This window comes from Clostridium culturomicium (genome assembly GCF_000821305.1).
Classification (GTDB): domain Bacteria; phylum Bacillota; class Clostridia; order Clostridiales; family Clostridiaceae; genus Clostridium_J; species Clostridium_J culturomicium.
In genome coordinates, this window is record NZ_CCXK01000017.1 from 1540484 (window position 1) to 1561565 (window position 21082).

At 32.9% G+C, this 21082-nt stretch carries 16 protein-coding genes; 4 read left to right on the top strand and 12 right to left on the bottom strand.

The window, feature by feature from the left end; genetic code table 11:
- Nucleotides 1-966 precede the first annotated feature (966 nt).
- The 3 genes from BN1075_RS19655 to BN1075_RS19665 form a co-directional block, all read right to left on the bottom strand.
- Complete coding sequence (locus tag BN1075_RS19655; protein ID WP_040195002.1) at nt 967-2736, bottom strand: glycoside hydrolase family 3 protein; 1770 nt, start codon at nt 2734-2736, stop codon at nt 967-969.
- A gap of 33 nt (nt 2737-2769) precedes the next feature.
- Nucleotides 2770-3600, bottom strand: coding sequence for an HAD family hydrolase (locus tag BN1075_RS19660; protein WP_040195003.1), 831 nt, complete (start codon nt 3598-3600; stop codon nt 2770-2772).
- A gap of 61 nt (nt 3601-3661) precedes the next feature.
- The gene (locus BN1075_RS19665) at nt 3662-4555 is read right to left on the bottom strand and encodes an AraC family transcriptional regulator (protein WP_040195004.1); all 894 of its coding nucleotides are present in this window, start codon (nt 4553-4555) and stop codon (nt 3662-3664) included.
- A 577-nt stretch (nt 4556-5132) separates the two neighbouring features.
- On the opposite strand from BN1075_RS19665, the gene BN1075_RS19670 reads away from it, so the two are divergent.
- From BN1075_RS19670 to BN1075_RS19685, 4 genes are read left to right on the top strand one after another with little or no spacing between them, the layout of a single operon-like run.
- On the top strand, nt 5133-6005 hold the full coding sequence (locus BN1075_RS19670) for a sugar phosphate isomerase/epimerase family protein (RefSeq protein WP_040195005.1): 873 nt from the start codon (nt 5133-5135) through the stop codon (nt 6003-6005).
- 27 nt (nt 6006-6032) lie between these two features.
- Nucleotides 6033-7229, top strand: a complete 1197-nt coding sequence (locus BN1075_RS19675; protein WP_040195006.1) for a Gfo/Idh/MocA family protein — start codon at nt 6033-6035, stop codon at nt 7227-7229.
- A 34-nt stretch (nt 7230-7263) separates the two neighbouring features.
- Nucleotides 7264-8262, top strand: coding sequence for a Gfo/Idh/MocA family protein (locus tag BN1075_RS19680; protein WP_040195007.1), 999 nt, complete (start codon nt 7264-7266; stop codon nt 8260-8262).
- Between the two features lie 13 nt (nt 8263-8275).
- Nucleotides 8276-9142: a sugar phosphate isomerase/epimerase family protein gene (locus BN1075_RS19685; RefSeq protein WP_040195009.1), complete on the top strand. Its 867-nt coding sequence runs from the start codon at nt 8276-8278 to the stop codon at nt 9140-9142.
- Between the two features lie 53 nt (nt 9143-9195).
- Here the strand turns inward: BN1075_RS19685 and BN1075_RS19690 are convergent, their stop codons facing one another.
- The 9 genes from BN1075_RS19690 to BN1075_RS19725 form a co-directional block, all read right to left on the bottom strand.
- A complete protein-coding gene (locus BN1075_RS19690) occupies nt 9196-9723 on the bottom strand; it encodes a dihydrofolate reductase family protein (protein ID WP_040195010.1) in 528 nt (175 codons plus the stop codon).
- Nucleotides 9724-10217: 494 nt separating this feature from the next.
- Nucleotides 10218-11669, bottom strand: coding sequence for an MFS transporter (locus BN1075_RS19695; protein ID WP_040195011.1), 1452 nt, complete (start codon nt 11667-11669; stop codon nt 10218-10220).
- A gap of 455 nt (nt 11670-12124) precedes the next feature.
- A complete protein-coding gene (locus BN1075_RS19700) occupies nt 12125-12973 on the bottom strand; it encodes an SDR family oxidoreductase (RefSeq protein ID WP_040195012.1) in 849 nt (282 codons plus the stop codon).
- Between the two features lie 559 nt (nt 12974-13532).
- The gene (locus BN1075_RS19705) at nt 13533-14381 is read right to left on the bottom strand and encodes an SDR family oxidoreductase (RefSeq protein WP_040195013.1); all 849 of its coding nucleotides are present in this window, start codon (nt 14379-14381) and stop codon (nt 13533-13535) included.
- 24 nt (nt 14382-14405) lie between these two features.
- The gene (gene uxuA, locus BN1075_RS19710) at nt 14406-15449 is read right to left on the bottom strand and encodes a mannonate dehydratase (RefSeq protein WP_040195014.1); all 1044 of its coding nucleotides are present in this window, start codon (nt 15447-15449) and stop codon (nt 14406-14408) included.
- A gap of 12 nt (nt 15450-15461) precedes the next feature.
- The gene (gene uxaC / locus BN1075_RS19715) at nt 15462-16859 is read right to left on the bottom strand and encodes a glucuronate isomerase (RefSeq protein WP_040195015.1); all 1398 of its coding nucleotides are present in this window, start codon (nt 16857-16859) and stop codon (nt 15462-15464) included.
- 600 nt (nt 16860-17459) lie between these two features.
- Nucleotides 17460-18923, bottom strand: a complete 1464-nt coding sequence (locus BN1075_RS19720; RefSeq protein WP_040195016.1) for an MFS transporter — start codon at nt 18921-18923, stop codon at nt 17460-17462.
- Between the two features lie 365 nt (nt 18924-19288).
- A complete protein-coding gene (locus BN1075_RS22405; protein WP_268871554.1) occupies nt 19289-19414 on the bottom strand; it encodes a hypothetical protein in 126 nt (41 codons plus the stop codon).
- 41 nt (nt 19415-19455) lie between these two features.
- Nucleotides 19456-20919, bottom strand: a complete 1464-nt coding sequence (locus BN1075_RS19725; RefSeq protein WP_040195017.1) for an MFS transporter — start codon at nt 20917-20919, stop codon at nt 19456-19458.
- Nucleotides 20920-21082 lie beyond the last annotated feature (163 nt).

A 21082-nucleotide genomic window follows, 5' to 3' on the forward strand; every position in this document is an offset into this window, starting at 1 on the left:
ATATCACACACACAAACTTCAAAGTGAATTACATTATATTATTAATACCCTAAGATTTTTTCCCCTTTAGAGCTAATACATACTTAGACTTTCTAGTATTTAAACTTACTACTAATGTTGATACAATAATGTTAATTAAAATACATATCATTGCAAACATGATAAAATACGCTGATACCCTAATGAACATATTTAACTTAAACGTATAAATAACATACACTGACTATATAATTCTTCTGTAGCTTAAAGTAATTTTCAAATATTATAACTATACTTGTAGTATCTTTATACAAAATACCATTAGTTTCATTATCTTTTACTATATTGAATACTAATATAGTAACTACAAGTAATTCAATTGTGAATAATACATATATTATTTTTTTCAATGCTACTTTTCACCCTATAGTTGGTTTTCTATAGCCCATAAGACCTTTCGTTAATTTAATAAAATTATAACACCATCAACTTTCTATAACCACTTACGATACTGTCACAATTCTTCTGTCATATGGCACTTTTGTCATAAATCAAAAAATTTAAAAGACCAATACTATCTTGTACAAAGTTCAAAGTATTATCCACAACACTTTAATCTTCAAATTAATACACATATTAAAGTGTATTAAAAGCAGATGCCTCTTTTAAATAATTTCCAAAAACACCTGCCAAGTTTCTAAAAAATGAATTCTTGTCGTCACATAAAAACTCACCTCATATATATGATTATTACCTAGTATAAATTAGTATAAAAAAAGAGCCCCGCTTCGCAAAGAAGCAAGAACTCTTTCAAACTATCAGTATATCTAATGAAATGCCTTCTCATATTCATTCGAAGGAATGTTCAAAAATTAAGTTCCCATTAGCCAAATCATAGATTTGGAGTGACTTTTTATAGGAAACTCCACCTCACATGCGTTCGGTGGAGTAAGTTCGAGCAACCAAATCATAGATTTGGTCTCTCACTTATAGTCTAGTATCCCACATACCGCAGAATGCATCCACTGGGTCAACCCCAACGAATTCGCTTTCTCCAGTTAACTTAGCAACTAGCGCATCTATTGTTACTTCATTTGCATCATATGTGTTAATGTAAGTCTTAGCTTGTGGCACGTCAGCTAAAAGGAATGGACTCTTGAATGAAACAACGATTGTTGGTATTTCATGTACATACCATGGAATCTCTTTTCCACCTTTAGAGAAGCCCCAACCTACTCTTTCAACAGTCATTCCAGTTCCATTTACAGCAGCTGCTGTGATAATAAGGTCATACTTATTCACAAACTCTCCAACTGGACTCTTTCCTAAGAAGTACTTCATAACTGCAAGGTTCTTCTCAGCACCCTCTTTTTTAGCTAACTCCTCTAATGGAGAAACATATATCTCAACGTCGAAGCCTTTAGCTCTTAATTTTTCTGCTAACTTATCTGCTGGTGATGGTCCTTTTGGCATGATAAGATTAAATAATGATCCACCGCTTGATGTTACTCCACCAACTGGTACCACTAATATTCTTTTATGCTTTTCTACGCATAAAGGTAATACATCTTGCTTATTTTTAACTAAAGTTATAGCTTTATCAGCAACTTCTTTAGCTATTTTCTTGTGCTCTTCACATCCAACTACAGATAAACCTTCTACTGGTGGAACAAGTTCCTCTTTAGCTTTTTTATGTAAGCCAAGTCCTGCTTTAGCTCCTAAAATTCTAGTTAAAGCATCATGAAGTCTTTCATCTGTAATTACTCCATTCTTGTATCCATCCATCATGTATCCAAAGTCTTCATCTAAATCATTGAAGAATAAGAACATATCACAACCAGCAGCTATAGCTTGTGGTAATACATCTTTACGTCTTAATGCACAAGTCATTCCAACCATGTGAGAAGCATCTGTAACTACAAGACCGTTAAAGCCTAATTTACCTCTTAATAAATCTGTAGTTATTTCTTTACATAAAGATGCTGGTAATATTTCTTCATCCTTTATTGTTGGATTAAAGTGTTTTGTGTATGCTGGGAATAAGAAGTGTCCTATCATAACACTTTGAATTCCTTCTTCTATAAGACCTTTATATATTATACCGTAAGATTTATCCCACTCTTCACATCCAAGACTCATTACAGCATTAGAAATGTGGTGGTCTCTTTCATCAATTCCATCTCCTGGGAAATGCTTCATTGCACAAATCATGTTACTTTCACTAACACCTTTGAAATATCCTAAAGCATTAGCTAATACCTTTTCAGCTTCATTAGAGAAACATCTAGAAGATATTATTGGGTTTCTCCAGTTTAAGTTTATATCAACAAGTGGGGCAAATGTCCAGTTACTTCCTGTAGCAGCTCCCTCTATTCCACTGATTCTTCCCATTTCATAAGCATATTTAGGATCATTAGTAGCTCCAATTTTAACTGGAAGACCAACTTCTGTTCCCCCACCACATGCTCCATTTCCACCACCTTCAAGGTTTGAAGCTATAAATAGTGGAATTTTGCTGTTTGTTTGAAGAATAACATTTTGCTGATGTATTTCAGCTGCTGAACCTGGGTTGTATCTTGCAGCACCAATGTGGTAGTTGTTAACTACATCTTTAAGATATTCTTCATCTCTTGTTATTCCTAAGTTTACAAATAGTTGTCCAATTTTTTCTTCAATTGTCATGCTAGCAATTGTTTCTTCTACCCATTTAATTGCCTCATCGTCAAGGTTAAATGGTTTTGCTTTTAAGTTTACCATAATTCTTTCCTCCAAAATTCCGTTAATTTTTAACTATCTATCAAGAACTGAATAGTATTCTTCTATCCAGGCATCTTGCAACTCTTTGGTAAGCTTCCCCTCAACTAAAGCTGGTAATACTTCATCCTTGAATCTTTTCCAGCTCTGTGCTTCTTTCCCAACAATAATAGGGTAACACCAAACACCATTGTCCTCTGCAGCTTTTATATCTCCAGGAGCATCACCTATCATAACTACCTTATCTTTGTCATAACCTTTTTCTAATAAACCATTTATGCAGAAGGCTTTGCTTCCTTCCTCTTGTGAAAGCAGTCCATGTACAAAACCTGTGAAGTTATGCTTCTCCCACTCGTGTTCTAAAGCCATCTTATTGGCACTGCTTACTGCTGCTATATCCGCAACTTTAGATGCCTCTTTTAAAGCTTCATAAGCATTTTCAAAAGGATAACCACCTTCAGTTAATTTTTTAATTTCCTTATTTGTATCTTCACTCCACTGCAGTACAGTTCTCATGCAAGGGTTATCATTAGTTTTTAATAATTCTTCGATAGCTCTATTTGAAAGCTCAGGACTATTATTGCAGAAGTCTTCAAAAACTTCTAGGCCTTCAACTTCAACCTTTAAGGCCTTAAGTGTTAATAAACAAGCTTTAAATCTATTTATTCCTCTTGTCCTTGAAAATAAGTTAACCTTTAACCAAGTCTCATAAGCTTCTGTACATCTATGGTTTAAGTCAAAACTTTCAATGAAGCATGGTGCAAAACACTTCTCATGCTTTGCATCCATAACATCCATAACACAGCCATCACTATCTGCACATACTAAAAATTCTTTTTCTTTTTTTAATTCAGATAATATACTCATTATTCATCCCTCTTCGTTTAATTTATTTGTTAATTCTTGTGATTACCTTCTTCCAGGCATTTTAACGATCATTATTTTTTTTGATTTCGCTTACAAATTCCTTAGGACTTATACCATATTCAGATTTAAAAGCCCTGTAAAAGTTTGCATAATCGCCAAATCCACACTTTTGATATACATCTGTTGGAGACATATCTTCATATAACATCTGTTTTGCTATTAAAAGTCTTTTTTGAATTATATACCTATATATACTAGTACCAACTACACGGTTAAATTCATGACTTAAATGATATTTACTCATAAAGAATTTTGCAGCTAGTGCTTCTAAAGATATCTTTTCTTGATAATGAGTATTAATGTAATTTACTACTTCACTAGCTAATGCACTACCCTTGTCCTGAGGTTTATACATATGAGGTGTTTCCCTCATTAGTCTGTTTATTTCCACAAGAAGCTGTCCCAAAAAGCAGCTTTTTAAAAATTCACTACCATATAAATCATTTTCATTTTCAAAAATCATTAATTTAAGAAGTTTTAAAATATTATTTTGACGTTGTGTTCCAACCCTTAATAAATTTGATCTCTTATGATCGCTTGAATCAAAGCATTCTGTCAAATCTTCCCTTTGTGTTTTAAACCTTTCCATACAGCTTTTTCTTACCCATAGAACAATTCTCTCATAAGGAGCATCTCCTGGGCCAAACTTTGGTTGATGTAGTTCTTTAGGATTGATTAATAAAACATCTCCTGGAAGGAGTACATACTGCTTACTTTCAATACTAAAGGTAACATCTCCTGAAATAAAAAAGTATATTTCATAAAAATCATGGTGATGCAAGTCTACATTAAATTCTTCCCCATCTATATCTTTATAATGTTTATAATGATATATTTCAAAGTCATTAGCAGTCATAAGCTGACTATGATTAAACTTTTGATATTTTTCATCCATAATAATTACCTTCCTCTGTGTAATAATTATTGAAACCTAAGTGTCACTTCAGAAATATTACTCCAAATCTTTCCCCATTAGCACAGGTGATTTGATAAGCAAAACTTCCACAAAGTAATCCTTGAATTTAAAAGTGTAACTTACCCCTTCAACTCAAAGGAGAATTAGTTTCCTTGATGCTAAAATTTGTTTTGTAAGATTAGTATTAATTTATAATTACAATGTAGAATAATGTTAACTTTTCCTCAAAACCAACTTTCGTCTTTATCCGCTTAATTTTTAAACAATTGCAGAAATTCTGAAGAAACTTCATGTTATATATGCCCTATTCCACATTTTCTAATTAAAGAATATAACAACATTGACAATGTGTCAAAACTTTCAGAAACTGTCGCAATATTTGCAATGTTTTTTCGCAATATTAACATATAAATATGCTATTTGAATATGATATCATCGAAATATAGCAAAGTTTCATAAATATTTTTCAATTGTTGGACAATGAAATCACAATGAAAATGTTTAAATACATTGCTAAAATTTACAAAAGCTATATAAAAATGAGGTGATTTAGATAATGAATAAAATTATTATCTCAGGCTTTAGTGACGAAATTGATAAGTGTTTCGATACTCAATTAAAAACAGCTACTACTTTAGGTATGGATCATATCTGCTTAAGAAGTGCTGACGGTAAAGGTATCGCTGAATATACACTTGAAGAATTCAAAAGTTCACTTATGCCTCAATTGGACAAGTACAACGTAAAAGTATCAAGTCTTGGAAGCCCAATTGGTAAAGTAAAAATTGACGACGAAGAAGGATTCAAAAAACAATTAGAGCAACTTCACACACTTTGTCAAATAGCAAAGGAAGTTAATTGTAAATATATAAGAGTATTCAGCTTTTATATTCCAGAGGGTGATGACTTCACAAAATACACATCTGAAGTTATCAGAAAATTAACTCAGTTCGTTGATATTGCTGCTCAATATGAAATCGTTCTTATTCATGAAAATGAAAAAGATATATATGGTGACATAAAAGAAAGATGCTTAGAAATATTATCTACTATTAACAGTCCTTATTTCAAAGCTGCTTTCGACTTCGCTAACTTTGTACAATGCGGTGAAGACACAAAGGCATGTTACGATCTTCTTAAAGATTTCGTAGCTTACATCCACATAAAGGATGCTGTTTCATCAGATAACGATAACGTTCCTTGTGGTACTGGTGAAGGTAAAATTGCTGAAATATTAAGACAAGCTATTAAGGAAGATGATTATGAAGGTTTCTTAACTTTAGAACCACACCTAGTAATATTTGATTCTCTGAAAGATCTTGAAATAAAAGATACTAGTGAAATCATTAAGGAAGCTAAAGCTAAAGATGGTGCTGACGGATATAGAATCCAATATGAGGCACTTACAAATATATTAAACAATATATAAATAGGGATTTTGAAAGGAGAAATTATCATGAAAAAAATTAAATTAGGTATCATTGGTGTTGGTGCTCAAGGTGGCGCTTACGCAGGGTTTATAACAGGAAAAGGCGGCTTCCCAGGAATGCCAGCTCCAAGACAACCAGAATACGTAGAGCTAGGTGCAATCTGTGATACAGACCCAGCTAAAAAAGCTATGTGCGAAGAAAAATATCCTGAGATTCCTTTCTTCACAGACTACAAAGAAATGATAGCTTCTGGAAAAGTTGACTCTATCGTTACTTGTGTACCTCACTATTTACACCACGAAATGGCTATATATGCTATGGAGCACGGAATCAACGTTCTTGGCGAAAAGCCAGCTGGAGTTAGAGCTAAAGACGTTAGATTAATGAACGAGTGTGCAGCTGCTCACCCAGAAGTAACTTTCGGAATTATGTTCAACCAAAGAACAAACAAATTATACCAACAAATTAAAGCTTTAATAGCTTCAGGAGAACTTGGAGAAATCAGAAGAACTAACTGGATCATCAACTCTTGGTGGAGACCAGACAGCTACTATCAACAATCTGATTGGAGAGCAACTTGGGGCGGCGAAGGCGGCGGAGTTCTAGTTAACCAAGCTCCACACCAATTAGACTTATGGTTATGGATGTGCGGACTTCCATCAAAAGTTTACGCTAAAATAATAAACGGAGCTCACAGAGATATAAACGTTGATAACGATGTAACAGTTGTTGTTGAGTATCCAAACGGAGCTACAGGTTCATTCGTTACTTGTACTCACGACCCAGTAGGAACAGACAGACTTGAAATAGACCTAGACGGTGGAAAAATCGTAGTTGAAGACAGTAAGAAAGCTACAGTTTACAGATTCAAAAACAACGAAGCTCACTTAAATGCAAACATGAGCATGATGGATCTTATGAAGCTTACTATGGGTAACTCATCTGGTGGAGACGGACTTTATACTGTTGAAACTTTCGAAAACACAGATGGATGGGGCTTCCAACACACAACAGTTATGGACAACTTTGCTCAAAACATATTAGAAGGAACTCCTCTTCTTGCACCTGGTTCTGAAGGAATCAACGGAGTTAACCTTGCAAATGCTATTCACTTATCAGCTTGGACTGGAAGAGAAGTTTCATTCCCAGTATGCGAAGAAGAATACAATGCAGAATTAAATAAGAGAATTGAAGAAGAAGGAAAATTCCCAGTAAGAGCATAATTACAACTCTTATTAAGGGTTAAGGAGACAGGTTATGAAAAGAGCGGCAGTTATTGGTCTTGGTGATATTTCTATGGTTCACATCCCTGCATTACTTGCTCATCCTGAAATCGAGCTAGTTGCAGTATGCGATGTGGTTAAAGAAAACAGAAGTTGGGTGCCTGAAGAGATCCCATTCTATACAGATTATGTTGAAATGGTTAAGGCAGAAAAACCAGACTGTGTGCATATTTGCCTACCACATTATCTTCATTATCCTGTTGCAAAGGAGCTTGCATCACTTGGTGTAGATATATTTTGCGAAAAGCCTCTAGCTTTAAATACAGAGGAGGCTTTCGCCTTTGCAAAGTTAGAAGAAGAATACAATGTTAAAATATGCATTTCTCTACAAAACAGAAGAAATGAAACCGTTGAGACCCTAAAGGAAATCATTGATAGTAAAAAATATGGAAATGTAGTAGGAATTAAGGGCCATGTATTCTGGTACCGCCCAAAATCTTACTATGATATAAAACCATGGAGAGGTAAACTCTCTACTGCTGGTGGAGGCTGCATGATAAACCAAAGTGTTCATACTCTTGATTTAATGCAGTACCTAACTGGAGACAAGGTTAAATCTATTAAGGGATCAGTTTCTCAAATCTTAGATTACGGCATTGAAGTTGAAGATACAGCTAGTGCACGTCTATACTTTGAGAACGGTGCAGTAGGTATGTTCTTTGCTACTGTTGCAAACTACGAAAACCACAGTGTAGAGCTTCATGTTAAGTGTGAAAATAAAGAGTTTTTAATTAGAAATAGTATTTTATATCGTATAGAAGAAGATGGACTTGTTCAAATCATTGAAGATGCCCGTCTGCCTGGAACTAAGTTCTATTATGGTGCTTCTCACTCTAAACTTATAGCTGAATTTTATGAAGTTTTAGAAGGCAGAAGTACAACTTACATCCACCCTGCTGATGCAGTTATGTCAATAAGACTTATTGACTCTATTGTACAAAGTAGCAAAACAAATAAAGAGATTGAATTATAAGGAGATGACTACCATGAAAAAAGGTTTAGTAGGCGTTCAAATGATGATGCTTAAGAAAAAAGTTGACGAAATGGGAGTATATGAGGTATTCAGAAAATTATCTGAAATGGGTTTCCACTGTGTAGAGGTTAGCCAAATACCAATGACTCCAGAAAACGTTGCTGAAATGAAAAGAGGATGTGCTGATTTCGGTATTAAAATAGCTGCTCTTTCTGCTGCTGTTGAGCCAATGCCAGGAATGCCAGGAGAGTCTTTACAAACTGACTTCGATAAAATCGTTGCTGACTGTAAAGAACTTAACTGTAACTTCTTAAGAGTTGGAATGCTTCCATTCCACTACATGTCTAGCAAAGAAGGCGCTATGACTTTCGTTGGTAAAATGGAAGAGTTAGCTGGAAGACTTGCAGAGCATGACATTGAGCTATACTACCACAACCACCACTGTGAATTCAGAAAATATGATGGAGAATACTTACTTGACATAATCAAAAACAACACTTCTCACATCGGATTTGAGCTTGACGTTCACTGGATTCAAAGAGGAGGAGAAAACCCAATCACTTTCGTTAAGAAATACACTGACAGAGTTAAACTTCTTCACCTTAAAGACTACAGAACTGGTAAGTTTGTAATGCCAGAAGTTAAAGGACCAGAAGACTTCATGAAAGTTATGGAAAACTTCGGTAAAATCACTGAGTTTGCTGAACTTGGACAAGGTTCATTACCAATGAAAGAAATAGTTGAAGCTGGTTTAGAAGCTGGAAGTGAATACTTCCTAATCGAGCAAGATGATACTTATGGAAGAGATCCATTCGAAAGCTTAGAAATGAGCAGAGATCACTTATACTCTCTTGGATTCAAGGATATGTTTAACCTATAATCAATATAAAGAAAGGTTGTTCAATGCGAACAACCTTTTTATTTTTTCTTCTTTTATTTATCTCTTTTGGAGTATTTCATCACTGTAATCCCTTCTTCCACATAATAAGCTTGAAGTTTTAAATCTATTTTGGGATTATTTCCTAAGAATAACTTTCTTCCCTTTCCTAGAATAGTTGGTATTATCCCTATAATATATTCATCTATAATGTCAGCTTTAACAAAAGGATCTATAACACTACCACCACCAAATAAAAATATATTTTTACCTTCTTTTTTCAATTCACTTATAGTTCTGCATATATTTCCTCTTATAAAATGATAGTTCTCATAATTATCTTTTTCCTCTGAAGTTGCTATATAAACTTCTTTTCTTTGATAATCCTTATGAAAATTTTGATCATAGCACTTCTTGCCCATAAGCACAACATCAATCTCTTCTAAAAACTCTGCAAAGTCCCATTTGTTTTCTGTGTTCAATGTAGCATTACCATCTCCTACTATCCAATCAAACCCTCCATCTTCATCTGCTATATATCCATCTAAGCTTATAGCTAAATTTAATATTATTTTTCCACTCATAAAGTAGTCCTCCTTTGCCATCTTAACTCTAGTATTCTATAACTATTAAATTCATATCCTTACTACGGAATATATTATACAATATAATAACTAGCATCTATACCATATTAAACTGTATCAGCCGGTGGAGTATTGTCGTCTATATAGATTATAAGAACTGATATCTATATCATATTAAAAAGGTATATTATGAAAGCATACAGATTGATTTCCATACTCATGTTATTACAGCATATGCACTTTTAAAAGCAAGTGATTTAGCTGCAAGACAAAGATATCACTTTAAAATATAATGAGCATACAGACGCTTTAACAGCCTAGAGATACCTATTCTGCCGATAGGAGGGGTAACTGCATAACAAGGTTATTAGGCACTCTATACTTAGTCTAAATGATATGAATAAAGGTGCACTTCCTACTTGTAATCTAAAATACTAAAAGCCGGAGAAATTAGTTCCCCGGCTTATCATCTTATAAAATATTTATTTAACTTGCTATGCGATGTTCTTGCTTTTAATTTCAGCTATAGCTTCTTGAATTTCTTCCATTTTTTCCTTTGTTAATGGATAGAATTTCATTGCTATTACATTACATACAAGCCCGAAAATTGTAAGTCCAAACATTAAAGCTAATGATATTCCTAATATTGCTGTAGTATATGGTGTATCAGCAGTTGGCTGAGTTGTTGTAAATCCAATTGCAGCAATAGAAAGTGATACTATTGTTGTTCCAAAAGATGAGATTATCTTATCAACAAAACTGAATAAAGTACCCATTAAACCTGGAACGTATTTTCCACTTCTATAAGTTTCATAATCCGCACAGTCAGCAGTCATTGGTATAACGATTGATCCTGCCACTCCTGCAGCTCCTTTTCCGAGTATTGTGAATGTTAAGAATAAAACTGTAAATAAGCTAATATTAGTTAAACTTAGAGTTGTTGGATCACCTAAAATAAATAGTAAAACTAAGGCAACGTTAAATATTATTCCACCTAATGAACCATAAATCATAGCTTTTCTTTGTCCAAGTTTTCTAGCAATATATCCAACTCCAAAGAACATTATTAACATATTTGGAATCATCATTACCATTCCTAATTGTCCACCAATACCTACATCTCCACAAACTACTCCATATAACATAACTGTAACTATAGAGTTTTGTGCTATTGTTCCTGCTAATTTATCTGAAGAAGCTGAAACTACTAGCATTTGAATAGCTCTATTATGTTTAAGCACTTCCCAGTAATCTTTAAATGTAACTTTTACAGGCTCACCTGTACCAAAGTATTCAGTTCTATCTTTACTCCAGATTGCAATAACTGCTAAAATAGTGAACAATGCAGAAAGTACAACTGTAAACTTAAGGAAAGTGTCAAATAATTCTAAAGTAAACCCATTATATTGCTTGTACCAAACGTTCATAACCACATAACCAATAACTGTGAATAATACAGTATTGTATACACCATCAAATAGTGCAAATATAGGTCTTTGACTTGGATCATTTGTTAAGCAGCTTTGTGCTGATTTAGTAACAACACATTGTAATGTGTATCCAACTATGTAAATTGCATAAACAAATATAAAGTATATTAGACTAAACTTCTTAGGAACTAAATGAGTAGTCTTAAATATTATTATAGCCATTACAGCAAGAGTTATATTACCTAAAACCATAAATGGTCTATTCTTTCCAAACCTACCATTTGTTTTATCAAGTATAAATCCTATGATTGGGTCAGTAACACCATCCCAAATTCTCATTGCAGTCATAATTGTTCCAGCTACTACAACTCCTATACCAGCAAAACCAACAAGATAGTATGAGATATATCCCATAAGTGTCATGTAAAGGTTTGTTGCTGTGTTGTTAAGCGGGAATAAGGCTAGTTGCCACCACTTAGCACGGTGATATTTACTGTTTGTTGCGTTGTTTTTCATTTTTTAATCCTCCATCTTATGATTGATACAAGTATCAAGTAAATATTCTGTAAATTCATAATACTCCTTTTTTTAACGTTTTCATATTGTAAATATAGGGTAAATCATTGCAGAATTTGTTGTAAATATTTTAATAATTTACATTATTTCTTAAAATATTTTAATTTTTTTTTCAGTTTTATCCATTATAACCTTAATTTATTTAATTTATTCGCTATAGGTTATCCTTCATATTACAATGAGTTAATTTTTAACTCTTTTAAGAAATTAATATAAAATATAGATTTTTCGTGAACATTTATGTTTTGTTCATAAAATAAAATTAAAAGGTATGACTTCGATAGAATACCGAAATCATACCTCTTAAATATATTATATTAATCACTTACACGCCATCTTATCATAGAAATTTTTAAATAGAATTCACTTATTTATTTCAATCCATTACATTTACTTTAAACACCACTATAAGCTAAAAATCCACCATCTATAGGTATTACAACTCCTGTAACAAAACTCGATGCTTCTTCACTTAGTAAATATAATAAAGTTCCACTTAACTCTTCACTTTTACCGAATCTCCCCATTGGAGTGGCACTTAAAATCTTATTAGTTCTTTCAGTAGGGGTTCCATCTTCATTAAATAAAAGTCTCTCATTTTGAGCTGATACAAAGAATCCTGGTGCAATAGCGTTACATCTAATTCCAACCTTAGAGAAATGTACTGCTAACCACTGAGTAAAATTCGATGTAGCTGCCTTAGCTCCCGAATAAGCCGGAATTTTAGTTAAAGGCTTATATGCATTCATAGAAGAAATATTTATAATTGAACACCCTTCCTTACCAAGCATCTGAGCTGCAAACACCTGAGTTGGTATTAAGGTGCCAATAAAGTTTAAATTAAATACCTGCTCTACTCCATTTCCATCAAGATCAAAGAAAGTTTTAGTATCCCCTTCTAAGTCTCCCAAATTAAAATATTCCTTATCTGTTGTTGCAGAAGGATGATTACCACCAGCTCCATTTATTAATATGTCACAAGCCCCTAAATCGTTTTTAACAGCCTCCGCAACTTCAACACAATTAGCCTTATCTAATACATTGCATTTATATACCTTAGCCTCTCCGCCTCTTTCATTTATTCTATCAGCATAATATTGTGCCTTGTCCACACTTCTGTTTAATAAAGCCACCTTAGCACCACACTTAGCTACAACCTCTGCAAGCTGCCCACAAAGAACCCCACCAGCTCCAGTTATTACAGCTACCTTCCCACTTAAATCAACATTTAAAGGCAATTTCATTTTCCTTCCTCCTCTTTTCTTCATTTTCTTTCATTTTAAATATTTTATATCCAACCTTACAGCATTATTCATCTTATTCATTTTAAATCTTCATTTTAAGTTAAGCCCTGCATTGGATTCCTCCATTTTTACATTTACTAAGAATAAAGAAATTATCAACTTTTTAAGCTAATAATTTCTTTACTTTTAGAAACTAAATCAAAGATTTAGACTCTCACTTATTGGACTTACCATTAATTAAATTTTACACTTATTTATATTCAAAATACATTGTTTTTTCTGCTTTGATTATTGTATATATTGCTGTTAACTTTATATCATTCGCAATGTTATTTTTATAACATGAATATTGATAAACCTAGTTAATAAGCCATATTATTATTTTTAATATATATCATTTTTATGTATTTTTATAGTATTTATCAATAAATACTCCTTTACTTTTACAATGTTTTTACAATGCATTTTTGAGTAGATTTTTAAAAATTCTTTTCAAAATATAAAAAAGCAGGCTCAAACGAACCTGCTTAAGAATATATTTTTTTAATTCTACTTCGGATTAAACACCGCTATAAGCCGAGAATCCACCATCTATTGGAATAACTACTCCAGTGATGAAACTTGCTGCTTCTTCATTTAGAAGGAATAATAATGTTCCATTTAACTCTTCTGATTTACCGAAACGTCCCATTGGAGTTGCAGCTATGATTTTACCAGTTCTAGCTGTTGGAGTTCCATCAGCATTGAAAAGTAATTTTTCATTTTGAGCTGTAGCAAAGAATCCTGGTGCTATAGCATTACATCTAATACCTACTTTAGAGAAGTGAACTGCTAACCATTGAGTAAAGTTAGATATAGCAGCTTTTGCTCCTGAGTAAGCAGGAATCTTAGTTAATGGGCAGTATGCATTCATTGAAGATATGTTTATTATGTTACATCCTTCTCTTCCAACCATTTGAGCTGCGAACGCTTGAGTTGGTATAAGTGTTCCTAAGAAGTTTAGGTTGAATACGAACTCAACACCAGAAGCATCTAAATCAAAGAAACTCTTAGTATCTGCTTCTAAATCACCAACTTCAAAGTATTCTTTATCAGTTGTAGCTTTCGGATTGTTTCCACCAGCTCCATTAATTAAGATATCGCATGGTCCGAAATCAGCTTTAACTGCTTCAGCAACTTCCATACAGCTTACCTTATCTAAAACATTACATTTGTAAGCTTTTGCTACTCCACCTAAAGCATTGATAGCTTCAGCATTTTTTGTAGCCGCTTCTTCATTTATATCAAGTAAAGCTACTTTAGCTCCGCTTAAAGCTAGAACTTCAGCAAACTGGCTGCAAAGAACTCCGCCTGCTCCAGTAACAACAGCAACTTTTCCTTTTAAATCAACATTTATTGGTAATTTCATAATAATACCCTCCTAAGTTTAAAACTACTTATTTTTCTCTAACGCTTCAAATATCCCTGTTAAATATGCAGCACCTAATGCTCTGTCATATAATCCATATCCTGGCTTACCAGTTTCTCCCCAGATCATTCTTCCATGGTCTGGTCTCATGTATCCGTCGAATCCTGTTTCAACAAGTGCCTTAACTATTTCATACATATCTAAGCTTCCACAAGAAGATAAGTGAGCTGATTCTTCAAATGAACCATCTTCAAAGTTCTTAACGTTTCTGATGTGCATGAATGGAATTCTGTTCATAGCACTATACTTTCTAACCATTCTTGGAATGTCATTGAAGTTAGCACATCCGTAAGAACCTGTACAGAATGTTAATCCATTGTACTCACTATCATATAAACTTAAGAATCTATCTACGTTTTCTTCACAAGTTATGATTCTTGGAAGTCCAAATATTGGGTATGGAGGATCGTCTGGGTGGATAGCCATCTTAACACCACATTCCTCAGCAACCGGAATAACTTCTTTTAAGAAGTACTCAAGATTTTTCCATAATCCTTCTTCTCCAACTACAGCATATTTCTTGAATAATTCTTTAACTTCTTCTCTTGTGTAGCTAGCATCCCAGCCTGGAAGAGAAACGTCATCATTTAATGGGTCAATACCTTTTAATTGATCCATGTACATAACAAGGCTTGTAGAACCATCTTTAGCCATTTTGTCTAATTGAGTTCTAGTCCAGTCAAATACAGGCATGAAGTTGTAACATACAACTTTAACTCCGTACTTAGCAACTCTTCTGATGTTTTCTTTGTAAACTTCTATATATTTATCTCTAGTAGGTTCCCCTAATTTTATATCTTCGTGAACTGGTATACTTTCAACTACGTCGAAAATTAAACCTGCTTTTTCACACTCATCTTTTATATGTTTAATGCTTTCTTCTGGCCAAACCTCACCTGGTTTAACATCATAAACTGCACCTACTATGCTTCTCATTGCAGGTATTTGTGAAATGTACTGTAATGAAACTGGATCGCTATCGCCATACCATCTGAATGATAATTTCATTTGTTCTTCCTCCTATTTTAAACCGAAATATCTTACGGCATTATTATAACTTATATTTTGAACCATGTTACCTAGGTGTTCTATGTCACATGGATATTCACCATTTTCTACTAAAGCTCCAATTGTATCACAAAGGATTCTTCTGTAGTAATCATGTCTTGCAAAGCTTGTGAAGCTTCTTGAGTCAGTAAGCATACCAACTGATGCGCTTATTGCTCCTGCTTCCATTATCTCTATGATTTGGTTTCTGATACCTCTTACGTTATCTAGGAACCACCAAGCACTTCCTAATTGAACTTTTCCTGGTATTTCACCATTCCAGAAGTTTCCTGCCATTGATGAAAGAACCATGTTGTCTCCTGGATTTAAGTTGTAAAGAACTGTGTTTGGAAGATTACCAGCTAATTCTAAATCATCAAGATAAGCTCCTATTTCACCTGGGCTTGTAATAGCGCCTACACTATCTATCCCCTTATCAGCTCCAATTTTATTAAATAACTTAGTATTGTTATTTCTTTGTGCTCCTAAATGTAACTGCATCTTAATGTTATTCTTCTTATATAAAGAACCTAAGTATCTTAACACTTCACTCTTATATGCTGTTACTTCTTCAGAAGTTAAAGTTTCACCTGCTAAAGCTTTTGCAAATGCCGCTGCACCATCCCCTGTACGGCTGTAGCTAAATAATATAAAGCCATGGTCAGATACTAAACATCCAGCACTTACGAAGTTCTCTATAGCTTTTTCTAAAGCTATTTTTAAATCCTCAAAAGTTTTTATTTCAACTCCAGTTGAGTTAGCTAATAATCCTATACTCTCAATAAAAGGAGCTTGTTCTATGTGTAATACCTTATCTGGACGGAAAGATGGTAAAACTTTAAATGGAAGATTTTTCTCAGCCTTAATTTTCTTGTGATACTCTAATGAATCAAATGGATCATCAGTAGTACATATAGCTTTAACCTTCATCTTATCTAAAAGTCCAACCGGTCTAAAATCTTCACCTTGTAATTTTTCATTACAGATTGTCCATATTTCTTCTGCTGTTGATGGGTTAAGTGGCTTTGTTATACCAAAGTACTCTTTAAGTTCCATCGCCACCCAGTGATATACTGGACTTCCAATTATATTAGGAACAACCTCTGCAAACTTAAGAAATTTCTCCTTATCACTAGCATCTCCAGTAATATATTTTTCATCCACTCCGCAAGCACGCATTGTTCTCCACTTATAGTGGTCTGCATATAACCATACTTGAGTAATGTTTTCATATCCTTTATTTTCATAAATTTCTTTTGGTATTAAGTGGTTATGATAATCAAATATCGGCATATCTTTAGCATATTTCTCATATAGCTCAAGACCTGTCTTATTGTTGATTAAGTAGTCGTGGCCCATATATTCTTTCATTGCCCATACCCTCCATAGATTTAATTTATTCGTTAAATAAATTGTATACCTTATCACCTATAAAATAAATTGTGAATCTTGTGTCTAACTATGTATATATTGTTGTAATTTTTCGGTTTTTATATAAAATTTATTTTTCATCTTTTTTTCTGACTTTTTATTTACATATACTTGTAACCCTTCAAAACACTCACTTCTAGGATTTATTAGAAAATTTTAAATATATTTTGCCTTCCATTTTATTATGCATAAGTTTGATTTTTAAACCCTACAATTTACAATATAGCCAAATCATCAGATAACGTTTCCACACTAAATGCAAACGTGTATCTGCTTCATTTTCTCGCTCCTTTCAGCATCAAAATATACAAGAAGCCCTGCTTATAATAATGTAGAACTTCTTTTAGCACTCTTTTTACCAAAATACTATATAAAATAGATTCAACCAACTCATTCATCTATTACTAAACAGCTTCCCCTTTTTTGTTGTTTGTTTTAATAATATTTTTGTAAGTTATGATTTTTTCAGCAGTAAACCTAAAATGTATAAAATAATAACAAAAGGTGAATCCTTTCGAATCCACCTTTACATATTTCATTCTAAGCTGCTGTATGATTTTTAGCTTTAATTTTAGCGATTTCTTCTTGAATTTCTTCCATTTTTTCCTTAGTTAATGGATAGAATTTCATTGCAATTAAGTTAAGACCTAAACCAATGATTGGTACTAAGAACATTAAAGATATTCCTAATAGGAATATAGCTGATGTGTATGGGGTCTCTGCTGTAGGCTGAGTTGTAGTAAATCCTATTGCTGCAATAGATACTGCAACAATTGTACTTGCTAAAGATGATATAACCTTATCTACAAAACTGAACAGTGTTCCCATTAGTCCTGGTACATATTTACCACTTCTGTAAGTTTCGTAATCAGCACAGTCCGCTGTCATTGGAATTACTATGTTTCCAGCTACTCCAGTAGCACCTCTTGCAAGGATTGTGAATACCACGAATAAAACAGTGAACACACTAACATTTGTTAAGCTTAACGTTGTTGGATCTCCAACAATGAAAAGTGCAAATAATGCAAGATTGAAGATAATCCCACCTAAAGAACCATAAATCATCGCTTTTCTTTGACCAAGTTTTCTTGCAATATATCCAACGCCGAAGAATAGTATTATGAAGTTAGGAATCATCATTACCACACCTAACTTAGATCCTATTGTTACATCTCCACAAACTATACCATAAACCATTATTCCTATAACTGCATTTTGACCAATTGAACTGGCTAATTTATCTGAAGATGCTGAAACAACAAGCATTTGAATTGCTCTATTATGTTTAAGTACATCCCAGTAATCTCTGAAGGTTACCTTAACAGCAACACCTGTTCCAAAATACTCTTGTCTATCCTTCTTCCAGATAGCAAGTACTGCTAAAGCAGTTAGTATAGCAGAAGATATAACTGTAAATAAAACAAAGTTATCAAAGAATTCTAATGTAAAACCACCATATTTAGGATACCAAACGCTCATTACCACATATCCCATCACAGTAAATACTAAAGTATTATAAATACCATCAAATAAAGAGAATAATGGTCTTTGACTTGGGTCATTTGTTAAACAAGTCTGAGCTGATTTCGTTACAACACACTGAAGAGTGTATCCAATGATATATATACCATATACTACTATAAAGTATATTAAGCTAAATTGTTTTGGAACTAAGTGTGTAGTTTTAAATATTACTATTGCCATTATAGCCAGTATAACGTTTCCAAGCACCATAAAAGGTCTATTTTTTCCAAATTTTCCATTAGTCTTATCAACAACAAATCCTATTATTGGATCTGTAACTCCATCCCAAATTCTCATAAAAGTCATTACTGTACCTGCAAGCACAACTGCAATTCCAGCAAAGCCAACAAGATAATAAGATATATATCCCATCATCATCATGTAAAGGTTTGTAGCTGTGTTATTAAGAGGGAATAAAGCTAGTTGCCACCATTTGGCACGGTGATATTGTGTTGTTACTGTTGTTTCTTTCTTACTCATTTTATACCTCCAGATTTCTTAAAACTTTTTAATAATTTCGTTACCTTTATCTTAGGACAATTTTCAGAATATTTAAATTGTAAATGTTTAGATTGTTATTGTAATTATTGCTTATTTGTAAATTTTTTCACTAATTATCCATATTTTTTAAACATTTTTACTTTTTCCACCTATATGCATCCATTTTATAATATTTATATAATTTATCTAAAATTTTTATACACATCCACTTTTTAATATATTAAAAAAATCACTTAAAACCACAATTTATACAATAAAAAAAGAGTTTTGCACAATAGTGTTACCTATTTTACAAAGCTCTTTCACATTTACTTTAAACTAAGTCAAATCAATTCTTTTCCCCACTAAATAGCTTCATTTTTAGAATTTATTTTATCAAGCTCTTCTTGAACTTCTGACATTTTCTTTTTAGTTAATGAATAGAATTTCATCACTATTAAATTTTTATAATAGATATCATTTTTGTCCAAAAGAAAAGACAGATAAAAATATTTATCCGTCCTTTCTTTTTTTATGCTACATTTGAATTTTCAGCTTTAGCTTTGATTTCAGCTATAGCATCTTGAATTTCTTCCATTTTTTCCTTAGTTAAAGGATAGAATTTCATAGCTATTAAGTTACATACAAGTCCTATTATTGGAATTAAGAACATTAATGAAATACCTAGCCAGAATATTTCTGGAGTAAGTGGTGTTGTATCTGTTGGTTGAGTTGTTGTAAAACCTATAGCAGCTATAGCGAATGAAACTATAGTAGTTGCAAAAGAAGATATTACTTTATCAACGAAGCTGAATAAAGTTCCCATTAATCCTGGAACATATTTTCCACTTCTGTAAGTCTCATAGTCTGCACAGTCTGCAGTCATTGGTATAACTATTGAACCAGCAACTCCCGTTGCTCCCTTTCCAAGGATAGTGAATATTACAAATAGAACTGTAAAGCTTCCTATATTTGTTAAGCTTAATGATTTAGGATCTCCAATTATAAATAAAGCAAATAGAGCTAAATTAAATACTATACCCGCAACCGAACCCCAGATCATCGCTTTTCTTTGTCCTAATTTTCTCGCTATATATCCAACTCCAAAGAATAGAATGATGAAATTTGGTACCATCATAACTAATTGCAATTTAGAACCTAACGCTGCATCTCCACAAACTATCCCATAAACCATCATAATAATAATTGAGTTTTGAGCTATAGACATTGATAATTTATCTGAAGAAGCTGAAACAACAAGCATTTGAATCGCTCTGTTCTTCTTAAGAACTTCCCAGTAATCCTTAAATGTTACCTTAACTGCAACACCTGTTCCGAAGTATTCCGGTCTATCTTTACTCCAAATAGCAATTACAGCAAGAATTGTTAATATAGCAGATGCTACAACTGTGAATATTAAGAAATTATTAAAGAACTCTAATGTGAATCCACCATACTTAGGATACCAAATACTCATTACAACATATCCCATTACAGCAAATATAATTGAGTTGTATATTCCATCAAATAAAGCGAACATTGGTCTTTGTGCTGGATCATTTGTTAAACAACTTTGTGCCGACTTAGTAACAACACATTGTAAAGTATAACCAATGATATATATTGCATATATAGCTATAAAGTAAATTAAGCTGAATTTTTCTGGCACTAAATGAGTAGTTTTAAATATTACTATTGCCATTACTGCAAGTATAATGTTTCCAAGAATCATAAAAGGTCTATTTTTACCTAGTTTACCATTTGTTTTATCTAATACGAATCCTATTATTGGATCAGTAACTCCGTCCCAAATTCTCATAGCTGTCATTATTGTTCCAACTACAACTACCCCAATTCCTGCAAATCCTGTAAGATAATAAGATACATATCCCATCATCAGCATGTAAAGATTTGTTGCAGTGTTGTTAAGTGGGAATAGTGCCATCTGCCACCATTTCGCACGGTGGTATTTTGTGTTCATTTCTTTGTTTTCCATTTGTGTACCTCCTGTTTGAAAAAATTGTTATAAATCCTACAATTAAATATTATATCAATCTTCAGAATATTTAAATTGTAAATGTTTAGATTATTATTGTAATTGTTGCGTAATCGTTTAAACTCCCCTTAAAAAACCATATTTTTTTATTGAATTACATTAT